The sequence below is a fragment of the Bacillus sp. Root920 genome (assembly GCF_001429445.1).
GTDB classification, from domain to species: domain Bacteria; phylum Bacillota; class Bacilli; order Bacillales; family Bacillaceae; genus Bacillus; species Bacillus safensis.
In genome coordinates, this window is record NZ_LMJV01000009.1 from 93,769 (window position 1) to 112,315 (window position 18,547).

Here is an 18,547-nt window from a genome sequence, read left to right on the forward strand (position 1 = left end):
AAATTTATGCCTATTTACAAGCCGATATGATAAAAACTTGTTTTCTGATAGGAGGGGCTGATTCATTATTTAATGGCGAGCATTTTCTCGAGTGCAAGCAAAGCGTCTTTCGTGATGTCTTCATTGACCTGTATCAACCCGGCCGGCTGACCCTTCTCAATGCTTTCCAGTGACCATAACAAATGAGGCAGATCAATCCGGTTCATAGTCAAACATGGACACATATCTGGGTTAAGGGATTCAATTTGTTTATCTGGGTGCTGCGCTATGATCCGTTTGACTAAATTCATCTCTGTTCCAATCGCCCATTTGCTTCCTGCTGGCGCCTGTTTGATCGTATCAATAATAAATTTCGTTGAACCTGCTAGGTCAGAAGCCCTTACGACCTCATGCGTGCATTCAGGATGGACAAGAATTTGAATGTCACGGTCTTTTTTTCTCATGTCTTCTATATTCCGAACGGTAAACTTCTCATGTACGGAGCAATGGCCTTTCCATAAAATCATCTTGATCCGGGAAAGCGGCTGATCGGTGATAAGCTTTTCTTCTATCTGATCCCACACAGCCATTTCTTCTAGAGGAATCCCTAAATCAAATGCTGTATTACGCCCTAGGTGCTGATCAGGGAGAAATAGAATCCGCTCTTTTTGTGTCAGCGCCCACTCGAGTACTTTTTTAGCATTTGATGAAGTCACTGTTGCCCCGCCATGTTTGCCAACAAATGCTTTAATGTCTGCTGTTGAATTGACATACGTAAGCGGAAGTATTGTATCCCCAAACAAATTAGTGAGCTGCTCCCATGCTCTGTCTGTTTGTTTCATGTTCGCCATATCTGCCATGGAACAGCCTGCCCTCATATCTGGCAATACAACGCTCTGATTCTTGTTTGACAGCATATCTGCCGTTTCTGCCATAAAATGAACACCGCAGAATACAATGTATTCAGCCTCGTGATTGTCAGCCGCTATTTGTGCCAGCTGCAATGAATCTCCTGTTGCATCTGCAAATTCAATGACCTCATCCTTTTGATAATGGTGGCCTGGTATAAAAAGCTTTGAGCCAAAAGCCCGCTTAATGTCTAACACTCGCTGCTTCATCTCATCATCAGAGCGGTGTTTATATTCATCTGGCATCATGACTGCATGTTGATTGGCTAATACATTAAGCATGGACATGAGTTGTTCCCCCTTTATGACTGAATTCCATATTCATACTAAAATCAAATGCTGGAGCAGAATGTGTCAGAAAGCCAAGTGAAATAAGGTCGACTCCTGTGCCCCTGTAGCTTGGCAATGTCTCTAGCGTGATGCCTCCTGAAGCCTCTGTCAGAATGGACTCTGGTGTCATTTGTTTAAAACGTTTCACCTCGTCCGGAGAGCAGTTATCAAACATAATGACATCCGCTTTTGCATCAATGGCTTCTATAAGCTGCGTTTCTGATTCAATTTCCACTTCAATTTTCACCATATGACCGGCATATGCTCTTGCTTTCTCTACAGCTTCACGAATAGAACCGCATGCGGCAATATGATTATCTTTAATCATCACCCCATCCGATAAGCCAAAGCGATGATTCTTTCCACCGCCTGTCTTCACTGCGTATTTCTCTAACATACGCAGGCCGGGTGTCGTTTTTCTCGTATCACAAATCGTAATAGACGGGTCGCCTAATCGCTGCACCGCCTCATGTGTTAAGGTGGCGATACCTGTCATTCGCTGCAAAAGATTTAAAATGACCCTCTCTCCCTTTAATAAGTCGTTAACTGGGCCCTTTATTTTCGCCAGTACAGCGCCTGAATGAATCCAATCACCTTCTTGAAAATACAGCTCCGTTTGAATCTGTTCATTCAACAGGCCGTACCCTAGATCAATCACTTGTGATCCTGCCAATACACCAGATTGTTTCGCAATGATAAAAGCTGTTCTCTTCTTGTCTCCAAAGATGGCATCTGCTGATACATCTCCAAAGCCAATATCTTCTGTAAAAAAATGAGTGAGCATTTGTTTTAACTGTAAACGTTCCATTTGGCACCGATCCTTTCATTTTTCATGATATGAATTTGACCTTTTTCATGAACAATCTGCCTGCCCTGCCACAACGCGTCGCTCCGCTCTGGATAATCCATTCGATAATGGCCGCCTCTGCTTTCTGTACGGAGTAATGCAGATTTGGCAAGGCAAACCGCCAATGCCCATTGATTGCTTAATTCGATCTGTTCATTTGTGATATCCTTCACATTAATTTGCTGAAAATTGACACGTTGTAACGAATGGAGTAAAGTCTGCAAGCCTTTTTCATCTCTCACAATGGCCGCAAATGTGGTCATCCATTGTCTCAGTTGAGATGTTGAAATCATTGGGACCATCCATATTTCTTGAATGGAAAAAGGTGGACTTGTTTCTTTCTGTTTAGGCAGTTGTTCAATTCTCTGTGCCGCTTTGCTGCCTAACACGAGACCTTCCAGAAGAGAATTACTCGCCAATCGATTCGCACCGTGTAAGCCAGTACAGGCCGCTTCTCCAATGGCAAATAGCGCTGGAACAGTCGTTTCTCCATATTCATTGACGCTGATGCCGCCCATTAAAAAGTGCATACCGGGGGAAATTGGCAGCCTGCCGCTTTCCATATCAACGCCTGCACGCTGGCACATCTGAGCTATGGCGGGAAAACGAGCTGAAAAATGCGGGATATCATGGATGTTAAGATACAATTGATGACCTAATTGCTGCTCATGAAAAATAGCTCTAGCGACCACATCTCTAGGTGCTAAATCAGCTTGTGGGTGAATACCTTTCATGATCCGCCTGCCTGTTTCATCTTCTAAATAAGCTCCCTCTCCCCGTACTGCCTCTGAAATGAGGCCAACTGCTTTTCCAGCGATTGTTAAAAGAGTTGGATGGAATTGAACAAATTCGAGATCCACTAATTGTGCCCCGGCTCGATAGGCCATCATCAGTCCGTCTCCTGTTATAGAAGGATCATTTGTGTTTGTCTCATACAGGGAGCCGCAGCCGCCAGTTGATAAAACAACGGCATCTGCGGTCATCGTATGTACGTGTCCTGTCTCGTCTTTCCATACAACACCCGTACATGTCCCTTCATGAATCAATAGATCAATGACATGATGATATTCGTATAAATGAATATGTGAGCCGAGCTGACTTTTCAGAAACTGTACAAGGGTTTTACCTGATTGATCTCCTCCTGCATGCAAGATGCGATGAGTGGTATGTGCTCCCTCTTTGCCTAATTGCGGCTCTCCTGCCTCATCTTGATCAAATGGACAGCCTTCTGCTACGAGCTGCTCCACAAGGTGTTTTCCAAGTCTAACGATTTCTTGTACGGTTCTTTCATCATTGTGATCACAGCCGGCAGCTAGTGTATCTTGCACATGCTGCTCAGCTGAATCATGTGCTGAAAAGGCAGCAGCGATTCCTCCTTGTGCCAGCATGGAATTACTAGATGAACATTGTTTTTTTGTCATCATGATGACCTGGCAGCTTTTCGAAATGGTTTTTGCAAAGGAAAGCGCTGCAATGCCTGACCCCACCACAATAACTTTTTTGATTGATGACACCCTCGCCCCTCCTGTCATTTACACCTGTCTTGACACATATCATTACACAACACTAAAATAAATACAAGAAAAAATTTTCACACGGGAGATGGATGGGTTGGTTTATTTAGATTACGCAGCTTCTACACCTGTTTCAGAGGAAGCGCTGCATGTTTTTGAACAGCTAAGCAAAAATTTCTACGGAAACGCAAGCAGCCTTCATGATGCTGGGGGAAAAGCAAATGACATATTGACTTACAGCAGACAATCACTCGCTGCCATGATCGAGGGTGAACCGGATGGGATCTATTTTACAAGCGGTGGAACTGAATCCAATCTCCTTGCGATTCAATCGATCATCAATGGACTGCCAGCACATCAACAGCATGTGATCACAACTTCAGTTGAGCATCCTTCTGTTCATTATGCAGTTAGCAGCTTAGAGCGTCTTGGTGTAAAAGTCACGATCATTGAACCGAATCAGGATGGAATCATAACAAAGGACATTCTCAAAAAAGCATTATTGCCTGAAACAGGACTAGTATCTATTCAGCATGCTAATTCAGAAACAGGAATTATCCAGCCGCTTGCTGAATTAGCGCCTCTTTTAAAAGAAAGGAACATTCTTTTTCATACAGATGCTGTGCAAACATTTGGAAAGATTCGTGTGTCCATCAAAGAACTTGGAGTCGATGCTGTGTCCATCTCAAGTCATAAAGTGTATGCTCCTAAAGGCGCTGGTGCCGTTTATATGGGCGCTCATGTTTCTTGGAAACCTTTATATACAGGAGCAGTTCAGGAAAATGGCTTACGTCCAGGGACAGTAAACGTTCCATGTATCGGTGCTTTTGCTGCCGCAAGTGAACAAGCGATGCTTAGGCTGGATGAACAGCAAAAATTAGATAAGCAGCTGCGTGATTATTTTCTTCAGCAGTTAAAAATAAGACAGCTGCCAGTTCGTACGCTTCAGGACAATGACAATCGCCGCACGCTTCCTCATATTATTGGTTGTTTTTTTGAAGGGTTTGAAGGACAATATGTAATGTTAGCATGTAACCGGCATGGGATTTGTCTATCTACTGGAAGCGCATGTGCTTCCGGTTATCACCATCCTTCCCCTGCTGTGAAGGCATTGCGTGTATCAGATCGTGATGCCCTACAATTTATTCGACTATCATTTGGATATCAGTCATCAAAAGATGACATCGATCAGCTTTTGCATACATTTGAGCATTTGCAAAAGGAGAAGAAGGGAGCTTAGGACGTGGAGCAAGAGAGGAAACTCATTGGCGAAGAAAGAAGAAACGCCATTTTAGAGTGGCTGAAAGAAACAGACACACCGCTTACTGGAAGCTTTTTAGCTAAAAAGGCGGCTGTCTCTCGGCAAGTCATTGTACAAGATATTTCATTATTAAAAGCAAAAAACGAACCCATTATTGCCACAAGCCAAGGCTATGTGTATATGGCAGCGCAGCATGCGCCAGAAAGAGAAATTGAACAAATCATTGCCTGCAAACATGATCCTGCTCGTACAGAAGAGGAACTGACCTTGATTGTAGACTTTGGAGTGACAGTGAAAGATGTGATCATTGAACACCCTGTTTATGGTGAACTAACGGCCTCTATTCGCGTCAGTACACGGAAACAAGTTGCTGATTTTGTCCATCATATTTCTAACACCGGCGCGTCCTACTTGTCAGAACTAACAGACGGCGTGCATCTGCATACTCTCACTTCTTACAGCCAAAAGCAGCTTGACCAAGCCATTCAAGCGCTGGATGATGCTGGGTTTTTAATAAAAGACTAAAAAAATAGTGTCCTGCACGGGACACTATTTTTCATTCGTTAATTCATATGTTTGATAGCTGCCAAGCAGCTTGACCTCACAGCCAATCGCTTCTAATTCTTGAATCGCACCAGGGACGAGGACATCATCCATTTCTTTTTCAATGTCAATAATAAATAAATAATGTCCAAGACCTGTTTTTGTCGGACGAGATTCAATTTTTGACAAGTTAAGATTCCGCCAAGAAAAAGCAGACAGCACGCGGTGCAATGCGCCTGATTGGTCATCCTTAGGCAGACTGACCACAATGGTCGTTTTTGGCTTTGATGAGAAACCAGAATTCATTGGGAACGATGCGTTAGGATCTTTATGTAAAATCACAAAGCGTGTATGGTTGTGCGGATAATCATGAATGTCTTTTTTTGCAATCGTCAAACCATACGTTTTTGCGGCAATTTCATTGGCAATAGCCCCGACAGCTTCGTCTGGATGCTCACTGATGTATTTTGCTGCATAGCCAGTTGACTCCACTGGCCGATGAGGAATATGAGGGTACTGCTTTTTCAGAAATTGATGACACTGGGCAATCGCGTGAGGATGCGATTGAATGACATCTAACGTCTCCCAGCTCTCCGCTCTTGCTGGGTGGACAAGCAAATGCTGCCGAATTGGTGCTGTCATCTCCCCCACAATGGACAGCGCTTCTTCATGAATTAAATAATCAATCGTTAAGTTCACAGAGCCTTCGAGTGCATTTTCAAGTGGAACGACCGCCAAATCGACTTCGCCTTTTGACACAGCATCCATACATTGCGGAATCGTTGCATAGGCACGCTGCACCGCATCTTTTGGAAAACAAGAGCATACGGCCAAATGAGTAAATGTTGCCTCTGGTCCAAAATAACCTACAGTTAATTGCTTCATCTGCTATGATCTCTCCTTTTACGCCCCAGAACCTAGAATTTCGACTTTTTCGACAAATTCAAGCTTTCTTAATTGATTCATGACGGTGTTGATATCATCTGCCATACCAGCTGTACTAATTGATAAGGTGACATTCGCTCTTCCTTGCAGCGGAATCGTTTGGTGAATGGATAACACATTACAGCCAGAGTCAGCCACAATTTGAAGCAGTCTTGATAAAGCCCCAGACCGGTCCTCAAGGTGGAAAAACAATGTGATGATCTGCTCTTTCACCATTGTATAAAATGGAAAAACAGCATCTCGGTATTTATAAAAAGCACTGCGGCTTAAATCCGCTTTTTGAACAGCATCGGCAACTGAATCCGCTTTTTTGCGATCGAGAAGCTTTTTGACTTCAAGCGTTTTTCGCATCGCATCTGGAAGTACATCCTCTCTTACTAAATAGAACGTTTCTTCTTTCACCTGTTTTCTCCCCTTTTAAAAACGGGAGAGCCCATGGTCTGGACCCTCCTTTTGATCAATCAATAAATTCGAATTCAAATTCAAGCAGACGAATGATGTCGCCATCTTTTGCTCCACGCTCACGCAAGGCATCATCGACACCCATTCCACGCAGCTGTCTAGAGAATCGTTTAACAGATTCATCTCTTGAGAAGTCTGTCATCTTAAACAGACGCTCAAGTGCTTTACCCGTTAAGACAAATGTGCCATCAGGATCTCTAGAGATCTCAAATGGTGCATCGCCTTCATCAAACCTGTACATCACGCGGTTATCCGACAGCTCCTCTTCATTATAGAGCGGGAATTCCGGTGTTGTTTCAAGCTGATTGGCGATTTCAAATAAGAGCTCACGAAGCCCTTCTCTTGTGATCGCACTAATCGGGAACACTTTATAGTCATCCGTTAATTTTTCTTTAAATGCCTCTAGATTGTCAGCTGCATCTGGCATGTCCATTTTGTTCGCAACAATGATTTGCGGACGCTCTGTCAATCTCATATTGTACTGCTCAAGCTCTTCATTAATCGTCACGTAGTCTTCGTATGGGTCACGCCCTTCAAGTCCAGACATATCAATGACATGGACAATGACACGTGTACGCTCAATATGACGTAAAAATTGATGACCTAAGCCAACGCCTTCATGCGCTCCTTCGATCAGTCCTGGCAGATCCGCCATAACAAAGCTTCGGTTATCGTCTGTTTCAACAACCCCGAGGTTCGGTACAAGCGTTGTAAAATGATAATCCGCAATTTTTGGTTTCGCAGAAGAGACAATCGAGAGCAGCGTTGACTTCCCGACACTTGGGAAACCAACAAGTCCAACATCTGCAAGTACTTTTAATTCTAAGATGACGTCACGTTCTTTACCTGGCTCACCGTTTTCAGACAGCTGTGGTGCAGGGTTTGCTGGTGTTGCGAAGCGTGAATTCCCACGTCCGCCACGTCCGCCTTTGGCAATTACAGCCCGCTGCCCATGCTCTGTCAAGTCAGCTAGTACTTGTTCCGTCTCTGCATCTGTCACAACCGTACCCGGCGGAACTTTGACAATCATTTCTTCCGCATTTCGGCCGTGCTGGTTTTTACTCATTCCGTGCTCGCCGCGGTCAGCCTTGAAATGGCGCTTATAACGAAAGTCCATTAACGTTCTAAGTCCTTCGTCTACTTCAAATACAACATCTGCACCATTTCCGCCGTCGCCGCCTGCTGGGCCGCCCTTTGGTACATATTTTTCACGACGGAACGCCACCATACCGTTTCCGCCGTCACCGCCTTTAACATACACTTTAACCTGATCTACAAACATAACTTCCTCCGTTTCTCTGCATCACATATCTCGTTCTTGCCTCAAACAAAGCTCAATCATGGACTCATGAGGCGTCACATGAAATTGCGTTATACTCATACATGGATAGTTTGCGTCATGAAACGCATTTAACGCATCCAAACTTGTTAATTTTCCTTTGAAATCAAAATATAAGATCACATCATTTTCTTCATGATCTGTTTGGAAAGTGACCGTTAAATGATTTTCAGTTTTTTGGCAAACTGATTGATCGAATATCGAAAACAACTCCTGTGATACCGTTAGCAGCTGCGATTCATATGCTGATAAGTCTCGGGTTTCACCAAGCACTTCATATTCTAAGGTGATAAAATGCGACTCCCAATTAAATGTTAGAAAGTAATAGGCCAATTGGGGAATTTTTAAATTTGAGAGTTTGGATTCATGCTGTGCTTCAATGACCATTTCTTCTATAATTTCAAACACGCGGTCATATTTTTCTAATGTCAAGTTGCCTTTGATCAGCTGTAATTTATTCATCCAGTCGTGTCTGGAACGACTGAGCAGATAGATCAACTCATTTGTTAATGCAACGTGAGTTAATTTTTCATTTTCTTTACTTGGTATCTCTTCCATTATCGCACTCCCAATCGTTTGGTCTCTCTTTTAGGAGTCTTATCATCAATATGTCTCCCTGAATTATAACAGAGAAGACAGCATAGAAAAACACTAGTTATGTGAGGAAAGGTTGTTTTTTCTGATCGTATAGGAGAAAATGAGGCAAAGTCAGCAAACGTTCTTTGATATTTATGGAGTGCATCTTCTTTTATCATCTTCGGTACTGCTTGTAAAAAGTGAAAAAACTCCAGTCAATGACCGGAGTTTTTAGCAATTATTGTGCCGCAGGATATACGCTCACTTTTTTACGGTCACGACCGAAACGTTCGAATTTAACTGTTCCGTCGATTTTAGCGAAAAGAGTGTCGTCGCCTCCGCGTCCAACGTTTTCACCTGGATAGATTTTCGTTCCACGTTGACGATAAAGGATAGAACCACCAGTTACGAATTGACCATCAGCACGTTTAGCGCCTAAACGTTTAGACTCAGAGTCACGTCCGTTCTTTGTAGAACCTACCCCTTTTTTAGATGCGAAAAATTGAAGATCTAATCTAAGCATGAAGTTCACCTCCTATTTTTTTGTTGATATTCTCACATAATCGTGATAATCTCGTTCAATTGTCTCTAAGGAAACGACCATGCCTTCTAAAAGCAGCTGGGCTTTTTCAAAGGATACTGGATCTGTATCAGCCGGCAGTTCAAAAGAGAAGTAGCCGCCTTCTTCACCAATATCAAGCAGTGGGTCTAATCCTGTCAGTGCAATAATTGAATTGACTGAGCCGAAAACAACAGCAGATACACCTGCACAAACGAGATCCTGACCTTTTTCAGCAAACTCGGCATGTCCAGTCATCTGAAAAGACGTAATGCTTTCATCTGCTGATGACCGAGTAATGGTTGCTTTGATCATATCACTCACACGCCTTAAGCGTTGATTTTTTCGATAACAACTTTAGTGTAAGGTTGACGATGACCTTGTTTCTTGTGGTTGTTTTTCTTCGGTTTGTACTTGAACACAGTAATTTTCTTACCGCGACCTTGTTTTTCAACTTTAGCCGTTACTGTTGCTCCAGCAACTGAAGGGTTACCCACTTTGACAGTGTCTCCGCCGACAAACAATACGTTTTCGAAAGTTACTGTTTCACCTGCTTCAGCAGCTAGTTTTTCAACATAAACAGTTTGACCTTCTTCAACTTTTACTTGTTTACCACCAGTTTCGATAATTGCGTACATCTCTGCACCTCCTAATAAACTCAGACTCGCCGAATACAGGGGGCCATAGGCACTTTACACCTGCTCCGCGCGGTTGTAGCACGGGTGCTACATATCCATAACATTAAAAAATATATCAAACTAGACGCAGAATGTCAATGTATTTTCACTATTAGTACGGTAAAAGAAGCTCTTCCATTGAGGAGGTGGTTCTGCGATCTGAAAAATACGCATGGAGCAGTTCATTTTCATCAAGCTGGCTCATCTTCACGCCATCTCTTTCAATAATAATCGGATGCTTGCAGCCCCTTTGAAATCGTGCCATCACTTCGTATACTTTTTCCTCTGCACTTGCTCTCAGCGGAATCAGTTTTTCTACCTTCTGCTCTTTTTTACCGTAATACCGTTCTAGTAAGAAGCGAACCCTGACGTAATGCCGCTGCCTGTGTTCCATCACGAGTGAATAAGCTAAAAAAGTAAGCAGCACCCAGCCATTGAATTGCAGCGGTGCAAATAAAAGTAACCCTCCTGTCAATAGACCGAAAAAGACAAGTGAGCCTTTTATTGCTAGGGCATGTGCGCGTTGGAAAGGGTAAAAAACAGATAAGAGCAAAAAGAATAATTTTCCGCCATCAAGCGGCCAAACGGGCAAAAGATTCACAAGGAAAATCGCCATATTATAAAAGGTAAACATGGTAAAGACATCGTGCGAGATAAGAGAAGCCTCCATGAAAAGCCATGCCATGAGCTGGAGCGGTACATGCTGAAGCGGCCCGCACAAAATGACCGCCAGCTCTTCTTTTAACGGACGGTTCCCATGTTCCTCTACTTCCACCGTTCCGCCAAATGGCAGTAAAAAAATCCGCCGAATGCGCCAATGATAATAGCAGGCAGCCGCTGCATGTCCAAGTTCATGGACACAAACAATCACGAGCAGACAAAGCAGCGGCTTGATTTGACCTGACAGAATCGCAAACGCCATCACAATCCACAGCAGCGGATGGATGTGAATTTTCGTCAGCATGAGCAGCCATCTATTCAAAGGTCATCACCTGAATAGGATCGATAAATTGTTCATTTTGCTTAATGGCAAAGTAATACGTGCCCTTCCCTTGATCATCAAGCGAAATCTGGCCAATTTTTTCACCCTTATCGACAAAATCGTATAAGGCCACATCGGCTTTCTTTAATTGACCGTACCAGCTATAGCTGTTATCTGCATGCTGCACTACAACGGTAAGCCCTGTATCGCTTTGTTTTTTCACCTCGACCACATAGCCTTCCTTCATACTATCAATGGCTTCAGCGGATGTCTCCACTTTGACACCTGCTCCATTTTGCGTAAAGGATTCCTGCACTTTACCAGAGGCAGGAACAGCTAGTTCTTGATTCGCTTGTACGTCCTTTTGGCCATCTTTTTTCTCTGTTAAAAAAGCCAGCGGATGTCCAACTGTTTTTTCAAACCAGCGGTTAGCAGCAGCAAATTGAAAATCTTGCTCAAAAGTCTGAGTAATCATCGGCTTCAGCTGTTGAAACGGACCTGTCTGACCTTTAAATGAAATGGCTGCAATCAAAACAAGGGACGCTGATAATAAGCATTTAAGCACAAAGGTATTCGGGTTAAATAAGGGATGACGATATTTCTTTGGCTGATGGGACGCCGATTCATAGGAGGTCGAGCCAGAATGCTTTTCTTCCTCTGTCAGCATAACCCATGGCGGGATATCTTCTTTTTTCTTGAAAGCCGTCTTCTTAGGGGGAGCAGCTGGCTGCATCATTTTGCGGCGCTGCGCGATTTTCTTTCGGTACTCGTCCACTCTTTTCATGAGATCACCCTTTACATACAAACAGTTTGTACATTTTATGTGACAACCCCATCTGATATGCAACAAAAAGACCGATTCTCATCGAATCGGTCTCAGCGTGCAGACAAACCCTCGCATTCGGTGTCAGGTCTGCGCTCCGGTACTCACGAATGTCAAATTCGCTTCGTAAAGGTAGCCGTCTTTCCTAGACTGCAAAGGTTTTCTATCACGGTTCAGTGATTATGCTCTTACACCAAAAAATGCTTTGAGCTTTGCAAACATTCCCTTGTTTTCTTCTTCAAAAGATTGAAGCGGAACAGATTCGCCTAGTACGCGGCGGGCAATATTGCGATAGGCAATCGATACTTTGTTTTTAGCATCCATAACAATCGGTTCACCATTGTTTGAAGCCTTAATCACATCATCATCATCCGCTACAATGCCAAGTAGATCAATCGATAAGTGATGTACCACTTCATCTACATCCATTGAATCGCCATTTTTCGCCATGTGTGTACGAATACGATTGACAATCAAACGAGGCGGTTCGATATCTTCTTGTTCTAACAAACCGATGATTCGGTCCGCATCTCTCACAGCTGAGATTTCAGGCGTCGTCACGACAATGGCCTTGTCTGCACCGGATACAGCATTTTTAAAGCCTTGCTCAATTCCAGCAGGGCAGTCAATAACAACATAATCAAAGTCTTGTTTCAATGATTGAATTAATTCTTTGATCTGTTCCGGCTCTACAGCCGTTTTATCACTTGTTTGAGCAGCAGGTAAAAGATACAAAAGATCCTCGAAACGCTTATCTTTTACAAGCGCTTGATGAATTTTGCATCTTCCTTCTACTACATCGACTAGATCATAAATAATGCGGTTTTCTAGCCCCATCACGACATCCAGATTCCGAAGGCCGATATCGGTATCAACTAGACACACTTTTTTCCCTTGAATTGCTAGTGCTGTGCCTAAGTTTGCAGATGTTGTTGTTTTGCCAACGCCGCCTTTTCCTGAGGTAATCACAATAGCCTCGCCCAATTTCACATTCCTCCCTCAAGCCTTGTCAGATTAGGTCTTATATGAGCCAATTGCTGCAGGCGTTCAATGATCATATTGCCATCTATATCTAAATAAGCACATTCCATTTCATTTCCATCTTCTTTTTGGTCTGGCGCGCGGTTAAAAACTTGTGCGATGCGAAGCTGTGTTGGAATCATATGAGATGCCGCAATAACAGCCTGTTTGTTGCCATTACATCCAGCATGCGCCACACCTTTTAAAGCGCCAAGCACAAAAATATTTCCTCCTGCGCGAATCGTTCCGCCAGGATTGACATCTCCTATTAATAAAAGATCTCCTTCGACATGCAGCACCTGTCCAGAGCGCACAATTTTTGCTACAGATGTAATTTCAGCCTCTGCTTTTAATCGTCTCGCCTCTTCAGTTGACATGACTTCACTTTCAATGGAGTGGATGACGAGATGTTCATTTTCAGACACCGCTTCAGTCAAACGCGTCTCCTGATCCTCTGTTAAATACCGAAAACCAAGCTTAATATGCACATTGACCTTATGTCCTTCTCTTCCATCTGTATATTGCTCAAGTAATAGAACCTCTCGCAAGCCGGAAAGAAGGTCATCAAACGAACAGTCATCATTTAACTGTAATGTTAATCCGTTTTTTGTACCTTTTATCGTCACATATTGCTGTTTTTGAGTTTTCAAGATGCTCACCTCAACAACATACTCATTTCGCCGTAATTGGACAAACTCCTGCTTTTATTCGTCGATCAGTCCTTGTTTCACGTGGGTGAAAAAGAGCCTAAACGGCACAACAAGTATGAGAGACGCAGCAGTATTTAAAAGAATCGTTGGAATAAAGCGTTCGATGACATACGTATTAAACGGCATAATCCCTGGTTGAATTGTCGCTTGAACGCCGTATACATAAAACTCCATCACGGAAACAGCAATAATCGACAGAAAGACAACGACTAACATATTCGTTTGCAGAACTTTAAAGGCTTTTGCTAACAAATAGCAAAGCGCCCCAAAGCCAAACATATGAACACCAAGTATGCCTGTATATGAAATATCATATAAAAGTCCAAAGATAAATCCGTAAATCACACCATATTTTTGATTCACAAAAGCAGTCATAAATACAAGTGCGAGTAAAATGAAATGAGGAGCTAAAATTTGATTCTCTGAAACAAATGGGAGCTTCACTAAATCAACAAAAATGCTGTCAAATACGAAGATAAACAACATGACGAAAGCAAGAAGGACACGTTTCACGAGCCTTCCTCCTTCGTCAATTCAGATGCATCTGCTGTACTTGTGCTGCGATTCACCACAATCACACGGTCTAAATTGTTGAGTTCAGCCGCTGGTTCTACGTAAATGATCTTTGTCAGGCCGTAATGGTCTGGCTCGATTTCACTTACCTTACCAATCGTTAAGCCTTGCGGGAATACGCCCCCTGCTCCAGATGTTTCAACAAGATCTCCTTTTTTGACATCCCCATCTGCATCGGATTTCAGAATATTCATAGTCAGCATTTTTTTCTTGCTGTCATAACCGTTAATGATTCCATTGAGTTCTTCTTTGCCCTTTTTCGCAAAAATTTTCGTTGAAATTCTATTATTTTGGTCAGTAGAGCTTAGCAATCTTACAGTCGAAGTAAAATTGTTGAGCTTATCACTTTCAATCTTCCCAATTAATGCGCCACTTTCATTTGTGACTGCCATATCTTTTTCCACGCCTTGTTTTTTCCCTTTATCAATCATCACAAAGCTATCCCAAAGAGAAGGATTTCTTGCGATAACAGTTGATAGAATTGGCGTGTAGTCACGAATAGAGTTCACATAGCCAAGCTGTTTGCGAAGCTTTTTGTTCTCATCTTCTAGTTCTTGAAGTTTCGCCTCATATTGAGTTTGTCCATCAAGTTTTTTTCGAAGACGCTCGTTTTCATCATATGTGTTCTTTAAATCTTGTACGTTCCCATAAATACCGGCAATAAATTGTGATGGTTTATGAAAGACACCTTGAAAAAAGCCTGTCGTATCCCCCACTAATTTTTCCGGCCATGAAGCACCTCTGCCGCTTTTCACTGAAAAACCAATCATGGCCACCAGTACGATGACACAGACAAGGAGCAACATTAATCTTTTATTCATAAAAAACTGCGGCATGTCTTACACCTCTTTAATTACGCCCGATTATCGATTATCTTTTGATTTTCCTTTGAACAAATGAATATGTTCTAGTGCTTTCCCTGTCCCGATTGCCACACAGTCAAGCGGGTCTTCTGCAATAATGACTGGCATTTTCGTTTCATCGCTAATGACTTTGTCAAGATTACGCAGTAATGCACCGCCTCCTGTTAAAACAATTCCGCGGTCCATAATATCTGCTGCGAGCTCAGGCGGGGTTTTTTCAAGAGTCATTTTCACTGCATCGACAATTGTTTCCACCGTATCGCGAAGCGCTTTTGCAATCTCTTCTGCCGTAATAGAGATTGTTTTTGGCAGACCTGTTAAAAGGTCACGTCCGCGAATGTCCATCTCATCATGTACGTCAGGCTGCGCAGAACCGATTTCCATTTTAATCGCTTCTGATGTACGATCACCGATCATTAGATTATACGTTTTACGGATGTAGCTGCTGATCGCATCATCCATCTCATCTCCTGCCACACGGATTGATTGTGATGTCACAATGCCGCCAAGAGAAATAATCGCTACTTCTGTTGTACCGCCGCCAATATCCACAACCATACTTCCTGTTGGTTCCCATACAGGAAGGTTAGCACCGATTGCCGCAGCAAATGGTTCTTCAATAGGGTATGCGTCACGTGCACCAGCTTGTCTTGTTGCATCAATGACTGCACGCTCTTCTACAGCTGTAATACCAGATGGTACACATACCATGACGTAAGGTTTACGAGCAAAAAGCCCTTTGCCTTTTAATGCTTGATTAATGTAATATTTCATCATTGTTGCTGTCGTCTCGTAATCTGCAATGACACCGTCTTTCATTGGGCGTAGTGCCACAACATTACCAGGTGTACGGCCAATCATGTTTCTAGCATCATTTCCGACTGCCACTATAGACTTCGTATCAGTTTCCAAGGCTACGACCGAAGGTTCTCTTACAACAATGCCTTTTCCTTTAATAAAAACAAGCGTATTCGCTGTGCCAAGATCTATTCCAAGGTCTTTTGTACCAATTCCAAACATATGTATGTATCTTCCTTTCTTAAACCAAAATTCCCTTAGGGAAAAACTCATAAACTCTATTATATCGTAAAACATTGAAAAAAAAAGTGTTACAAATACCCTTTTTCCTTCAAACTCACAAATTTTTGATCACCTATGACAAGATGATCAAGCAGCTGTATTCCAATCAGCTTTCCACATTCAAAAAGTCGCTGTGTGACTTCAATATCTTCCCTGCTCGGCGTCGGATCTCCTGATGGATGGTTGTGCACACATATAAATGAAGCAGCGGACCGTTTAAAGGCCTCTTTGAAAATTTCACGCGGGTGAACGATGGATGAGTTCAAACTGCCAATAAACACGGTATGTTTATGAAGGACTTGATTTTTAGTATTGAGATAAAGACAAACGAAATTTTCCTGTTGTAAAAACCTCATATCTTCCATCACAAAGTTTGCCCCATCCTCTGGTGTGCGGATCACATAGCGGTTGTCCGTCGTTTGATGGTGTAATCTAGTGCCGAGTTCTAAAGCAGCTAAAAGAGAGACCGCCTTCGCCTTTCCAACTCCTCGAATCTTCGACATTTCTTCAATTGAGGCTTCTCTTACAGAGCGAAGACCGCCAAATGTTTGCAGAAGTCTTGCAGAAATTTGAAGAACTGATTCCTTTTTTGTGCCTGTCCTTAAAAGAATCGCAACAAGTTCATGGTTTGACAGACTGCCGGGACCATATTTGATCAATCGTTCTCTCGGCTTTTCATCTTGAGGAAAATGCTTTAGCAACATAGGGAAATCGTTCATGATGCCCACTCCTTTTAGATTCCTTCCTGTCATCAAAAAGGGGTGATTCCAAATGTTTCGAGCACTCTAACTGTTTTGGCAATAGGGAGACCTACAACGGAAAAATAATCACCATCTATTTTTTGAACAAACAGTGCGCCTTTTCCTTGAATGCCATAGCTTCCCGCTTTATCAAGCGGTTCTCCCGTTTCGATATAGCGGTCTATTTCATTTTGCGTAAGTGTCCAAAACGTCACTTCTGTCTGTTCATAAAATGTTTCTTTTCTATTCTCTGACTGAATCGTGACACCCGTCAAGACTTGATGTGTCTTTCCTGACAATAATTGAAGCATTGAGGCCGCTTCTTCCTTGTCTTTTGGTTTCCCAAGACATTTGCCGTCAATTGCAACAATCGTATCTGCACCAATAATCACAGCTTCGGGATATAATCTTTGAATATCACTTGCTTTTTGTTCTGCCAACCATTGGACGTTCTCTGCAGGAGAAAAGTTTCGATTTATTTCTTCTTTTAATTGACTTGCTTGAATGTCATAAGAAAACCCTGCTAGATCAAGCAATTCTTTTCTTCTAGGGGATTGAGATGCGAGAATCAATTGGTTCATGTTTGTTCATCCTTTCAGGGTTTAGCCTAAGAAGTAAGATACCCATTCATCCTATCAAATGTACATCTTACCGACAATTTACGAAAATTCATTTTTCATGTTCCTTCATCATTATGTTGGATGCAAAAGAAAAAAACTAGTCATTTTTTGACTAGTTTGGTTTCTTAAAATATGATTTTACGTATTTAATTGATCAAGCAGTGCCTGCTGAGATTTCCACCCGTTTTCAGCAGTAGGTTCATTTAACAGCTGCACCGCTTTCAGCAAACTGCTTTTAGCTGGTGCGTCCGTTGTTTTGGCACTTTCAAGCTCAGAGATTAGCTGCGCAACGTCCTTTTGATCCACATCATCCCCTGCAATGACCTTAGAGGATAAAACAGATGCCTTTTCTATTAAACTAGTCAGTTCCTCCGGTACTTGAAATGAGAGCTCCTTGCCTCCCCACGCCTCAAAGTGCTGATCAATCAGCTTCTTCCCAACAGCACTTGTCATGCCCTGTTCTGTCGCAAGCCCGGCAATGACATAATAGCCATCATCCATCGAGACCTTTTTCCCCGCATATCCTGCTTCTTTTAAACTGCCAACTAATTCATCTGCTCCTTTTTCAGAGGAAAACTTTCCAGCCTGTACGACATAGGTTGAAAAACTGCCAGAGGCGCTTTTTTCATCCTTATTCTCTTTTGATTCATCAGCAGTATCTGCTGGCGGCGCATCCCCGCCCGCTTTCATTGATGATTGATTTCCGGACGCTGAAACGCTGATATCTCCCCCTGATGGATTCTGAGTACCATCTTGACTTAAGCTAAGTGCAAACACACCAAGGCCTGTCCCAAGAACCACTGCAAACACAATCGTTGTCATCACTCTTTTAAACGGGCCGCGGTTTTTACCGAACTTCTGGTCAAAGGAGCCTTTTTTCTTTTGATAAGGTGTGACGACTTTGGGGTCAGAATGATAAATATGATCAGCTGCGTCATCCCACTGGAAGTCTTCTTCTTTCGGTTTAGCCGGTTCTTCCTCGGAAGCAGCTGTCTCCTGTTCTGACTGCCTTTTTTCCTCCCAATTCGAAAACGTCACTTGATCATCCTCTTGCTGTTTTGGCGGCTGGTGGTCATCTTCATGAAGCATTTCTTCTTTGCCATTAATATTGACTTTTAACCCTTGTTTTTTTGCCTGCCTTTTTTTCACTGTCATTCCCCGCTTTCTGACATTGTTTGTAAGAAAGACCTTTTTGT

Annotated in this window: 22 protein-coding genes and 1 other annotated feature; of the genes, 2 read left to right on the forward strand and 20 right to left on the reverse strand. The window is 42.8% G+C overall.

The genetic code is table 11. The features are described 5' to 3' along the window. Positions 1-65: 65 nt before the first annotated feature. From nadA to nadB, 3 genes are read right to left on the reverse strand one after another with little or no spacing between them, the layout of a single operon-like run. Positions 66-1,175 (reverse strand): quinolinate synthase NadA, encoded by a 1,110-nt coding sequence (nadA, locus tag ASE42_RS15620; RefSeq protein WP_056768000.1) that lies wholly within the window; start codon positions 1,173-1,175, stop codon positions 66-68. Beyond that, complete coding sequence (gene nadC / locus ASE42_RS15625) at positions 1,162-2,025, reverse strand: carboxylating nicotinate-nucleotide diphosphorylase (RefSeq protein ID WP_056768004.1); 864 nt, start codon at positions 2,023-2,025, stop codon at positions 1,162-1,164. The genes nadA and nadC overlap by 14 nt, the downstream gene beginning before the upstream one ends. Further along, positions 2,007-3,578 (reverse strand): L-aspartate oxidase, encoded by a 1,572-nt coding sequence (gene nadB, locus ASE42_RS15630; protein WP_082580790.1) that lies wholly within the window; start codon positions 3,576-3,578, stop codon positions 2,007-2,009. The genes nadC and nadB overlap by 19 nt, the downstream gene beginning before the upstream one ends. A gap of 97 nt (positions 3,579-3,675) precedes the next feature. On the opposite strand from nadB, the gene ASE42_RS15635 reads away from it, so the two are divergent. Both ASE42_RS15635 and ASE42_RS15640 read left to right on the forward strand, forming a co-directional pair. Beyond that, on the forward strand, positions 3,676-4,818 hold the full coding sequence (locus tag ASE42_RS15635) for an IscS subfamily cysteine desulfurase (protein ID WP_200956600.1): 1,143 nt from the start codon (positions 3,676-3,678) through the stop codon (positions 4,816-4,818). Between the two features lie 3 nt (positions 4,819-4,821). Continuing rightward, a complete protein-coding gene (locus ASE42_RS15640) occupies positions 4,822-5,364 on the forward strand; it encodes a transcription repressor NadR (RefSeq protein WP_024423154.1) in 543 nt (180 codons plus the stop codon). 24 nt (positions 5,365-5,388) lie between these two features. Here the strand turns inward: ASE42_RS15640 and pheA are convergent, their stop codons facing one another. The 17 genes from pheA to ASE42_RS15725 form a co-directional block, all read right to left on the reverse strand. Next, positions 5,389-6,267 carry a prephenate dehydratase gene (gene pheA, locus ASE42_RS15645; protein WP_056768011.1) on the reverse strand — a complete coding sequence of 293 codons (879 nt, stop codon included), beginning with the start codon at positions 6,265-6,267 and terminating at the stop codon, positions 5,389-5,391. Between the two features lie 18 nt (positions 6,268-6,285). Beyond that, positions 6,286-6,729 carry an ACT domain-containing protein gene (locus ASE42_RS15650; protein WP_008342790.1) on the reverse strand — a complete coding sequence of 148 codons (444 nt, stop codon included), beginning with the start codon at positions 6,727-6,729 and terminating at the stop codon, positions 6,286-6,288. Positions 6,730-6,784: 55 nt separating this feature from the next. Further along, the gene (gene obgE / locus ASE42_RS15655; RefSeq protein WP_024423156.1) at positions 6,785-8,071 is read right to left on the reverse strand and encodes a GTPase ObgE; all 1,287 of its coding nucleotides are present in this window, start codon (positions 8,069-8,071) and stop codon (positions 6,785-6,787) included. Between the two features lie 21 nt (positions 8,072-8,092). Next, positions 8,093-8,686 carry a sporulation initiation phosphotransferase B gene (locus ASE42_RS15660; protein ID WP_024423157.1) on the reverse strand — a complete coding sequence of 198 codons (594 nt, stop codon included), beginning with the start codon at positions 8,684-8,686 and terminating at the stop codon, positions 8,093-8,095. 256 nt (positions 8,687-8,942) lie between these two features. Beyond that, positions 8,943-9,227 (reverse strand): 50S ribosomal protein L27, encoded by a 285-nt coding sequence (rpmA, locus tag ASE42_RS15665; RefSeq protein ID WP_003216586.1) that lies wholly within the window; start codon positions 9,225-9,227, stop codon positions 8,943-8,945. 12 nt (positions 9,228-9,239) lie between these two features. Further along, the gene (locus ASE42_RS15670; protein ID WP_034279847.1) at positions 9,240-9,578 is read right to left on the reverse strand and encodes a ribosomal-processing cysteine protease Prp; all 339 of its coding nucleotides are present in this window, start codon (positions 9,576-9,578) and stop codon (positions 9,240-9,242) included. A gap of 14 nt (positions 9,579-9,592) precedes the next feature. Further along, on the reverse strand, positions 9,593-9,901 hold the full coding sequence (rplU, locus tag ASE42_RS15675; protein ID WP_003216781.1) for a 50S ribosomal protein L21: 309 nt from the start codon (positions 9,899-9,901) through the stop codon (positions 9,593-9,595). A gap of 12 nt (positions 9,902-9,913) precedes the next feature. Next, positions 9,914-9,986 (reverse strand) — a sequence feature (ribosomal protein L21 leader region). Positions 9,987-10,052: 66 nt separating this feature from the next. Next, positions 10,053-10,922, reverse strand: a complete 870-nt coding sequence (locus ASE42_RS15680) for a M50 family metallopeptidase (protein WP_024423159.1) — start codon at positions 10,920-10,922, stop codon at positions 10,053-10,055. After that, the gene (locus ASE42_RS15685) at positions 10,915-11,706 is read right to left on the reverse strand and encodes a M23 family metallopeptidase (RefSeq protein ID WP_034621125.1); all 792 of its coding nucleotides are present in this window, start codon (positions 11,704-11,706) and stop codon (positions 10,915-10,917) included. Before ASE42_RS15685 ends, ASE42_RS15680 begins: the two co-directional genes overlap by 8 nt. Before the next feature lie 219 nt (positions 11,707-11,925). Beyond that, positions 11,926-12,729: a septum site-determining protein MinD gene (gene minD, locus ASE42_RS15690; protein WP_017358134.1), complete on the reverse strand. Its 804-nt coding sequence runs from the start codon at positions 12,727-12,729 to the stop codon at positions 11,926-11,928. Between the two features lie 2 nt (positions 12,730-12,731). After that, positions 12,732-13,415: a septum site-determining protein MinC gene (gene minC, locus ASE42_RS15695; RefSeq protein ID WP_024423161.1), complete on the reverse strand. Its 684-nt coding sequence runs from the start codon at positions 13,413-13,415 to the stop codon at positions 12,732-12,734. Positions 13,416-13,469: 54 nt separating this feature from the next. Continuing rightward, a complete protein-coding gene (mreD, locus tag ASE42_RS15700) occupies positions 13,470-13,988 on the reverse strand; it encodes a rod shape-determining protein MreD (RefSeq protein ID WP_024423162.1) in 519 nt (172 codons plus the stop codon). Continuing rightward, the gene (mreC, locus tag ASE42_RS15705) at positions 13,985-14,884 is read right to left on the reverse strand and encodes a rod shape-determining protein MreC (RefSeq protein ID WP_024423163.1); all 900 of its coding nucleotides are present in this window, start codon (positions 14,882-14,884) and stop codon (positions 13,985-13,987) included. The genes mreD and mreC overlap by 4 nt, the downstream gene beginning before the upstream one ends. Before the next feature lie 27 nt (positions 14,885-14,911). Next, positions 14,912-15,931 carry a rod shape-determining protein gene (locus ASE42_RS15710; protein ID WP_007501538.1) on the reverse strand — a complete coding sequence of 340 codons (1,020 nt, stop codon included), beginning with the start codon at positions 15,929-15,931 and terminating at the stop codon, positions 14,912-14,914. A gap of 89 nt (positions 15,932-16,020) precedes the next feature. Next, positions 16,021-16,695 carry a RadC family protein gene (gene radC / locus ASE42_RS15715; protein ID WP_034667393.1) on the reverse strand — a complete coding sequence of 225 codons (675 nt, stop codon included), beginning with the start codon at positions 16,693-16,695 and terminating at the stop codon, positions 16,021-16,023. Positions 16,696-16,742: 47 nt separating this feature from the next. Continuing rightward, on the reverse strand, positions 16,743-17,312 hold the full coding sequence (locus tag ASE42_RS15720; protein ID WP_024423165.1) for a Maf family protein: 570 nt from the start codon (positions 17,310-17,312) through the stop codon (positions 16,743-16,745). 177 nt (positions 17,313-17,489) lie between these two features. After that, positions 17,490-18,506, reverse strand: a complete 1,017-nt coding sequence (locus ASE42_RS15725) for an SPOR domain-containing protein (protein WP_029706176.1) — start codon at positions 18,504-18,506, stop codon at positions 17,490-17,492. Positions 18,507-18,547: the final 41 nt, after the last annotated feature.